The sequence below is a fragment of the Brevundimonas sp. CURTG3B2_SDJG genome, assembly GCF_057364705.1.
Map to the genome: position 1 here is coordinate 1 of NZ_JBNFOJ010000448.1, position 1,577 is coordinate 1,577.

At 73.1% G+C, this 1,577-nt stretch carries 1 protein-coding gene and 1 pseudogene; one reads left to right on the forward strand and one right to left on the reverse strand.

Features of this window, described 5'->3' with window-relative positions:
* A partial coding sequence (locus AC2W7C_RS17660; RefSeq protein WP_486002539.1) for an Mrp/NBP35 family ATP-binding protein occupies positions 1–958 on the reverse strand: 958 nt, incomplete at its 3' end.
* 275 nt (positions 959–1,233) lie between these two features.
* Between AC2W7C_RS17660 and AC2W7C_RS17665 the strand changes: the two are divergent.
* Positions 1,234–1,577, forward strand: a pseudogene (locus AC2W7C_RS17665) (hypothetical protein); the annotation flags it as partial.

Genomic DNA, 1,577 nt, shown 5'->3' on the forward strand with positions numbered 1-1,577 from the left:
CCGCGGCGGCGAGCGGCAGGTCGCCGAGGAATGAAACGCCCAGCCGCCCCGCCTCGGCTTGGCCGCCGCCGCGGCCAAAGACGTCGCCCGACATGTTCTCGATCAGGCCCAGCGTGGGGACGCCGACCTTCTGGAACAGGGCGTGGGCGCGCCGGGCGTCGGCGAGCGCCACCTCCTGAGGTGTGGTGACGAGCACCGCCCCGTCCAGGGGCGTCTTCTGGATCAGGGTCAGCTGGACGTCACCGGTGCCGGGCGGCAGATCGACCACCAAGACGTCGAGCGGCCGGTCCTCGGTTCCCCAGCGGGTCTGGGTCAGCATCTGGGTCAGGGCCTGGGACGCCATGGGGCCGCGCCAGACCATGGCGTCCTCGGCCTTGGTCAGCAGGCCCACCGACATGACTTTCAGGCCGTGGGCGACGTGGGGCTGGATCATGCCGTCGACGTAGTCCGGCTTGCCCGAAACCCCCAGCATCGTGGGCATGGAGGGGCCATAGACGTCGGCGTCGAGCAGGCCCACGGACAGTCCGCGCGCGGCCAGGGCGGCGGCCAGGTTGACCGCGACTGTGGACTTGCCGACGCCGCCCTTGCCCGAGGCGACGGCCAGCACGCGGCGGACATGGGCCGGGCGGTCGGTGGGGACCGGGGCTTTTCGCCCGCGTCTGCTCCACCGCCTGGGGGAGAGGGAGGCGGTGCGGGCCGGCCGCCTGGCGGCCACGGCCTCGGCGGTCAGGACGACGGAGACGCGGTTCATGCCGGGCATGGCCTTCAGCGCGGCCTCGGCGGCGTCGCGGACGGGAGCGTAGAGGCCGGTCTCGCCGGCCGGGACCTCGATGACGAAGCCGGCGCGGTCCTCGACGACGGTCAGGCCCTGGACCAGGCCGGCGGCGACCAGCCCTCGCCCGCTTTTGGGATCCCGGATGGCGTCGAGGACAGAGATGACGTCGGAGCGGTCGGGCAAGGCGGTATCCGGCGGGTTGCGGCTGCGGGGCCTGCGTTCTATCGCCGAAGGCGCCGGCGCGCACCCCATTCGTCATTCCAGGGCTTCGCGTCAGCGGAGAACCCGGAACCCAGGGGAGCGAGCCGCCCTGCGTTCCGGGTTCGCCCGTCGGGCACCCCGCAATGACGAGAGAAGAACAAGCGTGAGTCACCCTTGCCAGATCACCCTGATCGCCGGCCCGACCGCCTCGGGGAAGTCGCGGCTGGCGCTGGACACGGGCGGCGCGGACCGGGGCGGTGATCGTCAACGCCGACAGCCAGCAGCTGTACGCCGACCTGCGGGTGCTGAGCGCCCGGCCGTCCGAGGCGGACGAGGCCACGGCCGAGCATCGGCTGTACGGCGTGGCCGATGCGGCCGACGCCTGGTCTGTGGGACGCTGGAGCCGGGCGGCGATGGATCTGTTGCAGCAGCTGGACGGGCGTCCGGTCCTGCTGGTGGGCGGGACAGGCCTGTATTTCACGGCCCTGACCAAGGGCTTGGCCGACATTCCGGATGTTCCTCGGGAAGCCCCGGGACGCCGCGGCGGCGGCGCTGGAGGCCGAGGGAGAGGCGGCGGTTCCGGCGGCGGCTCGGCGCGCTG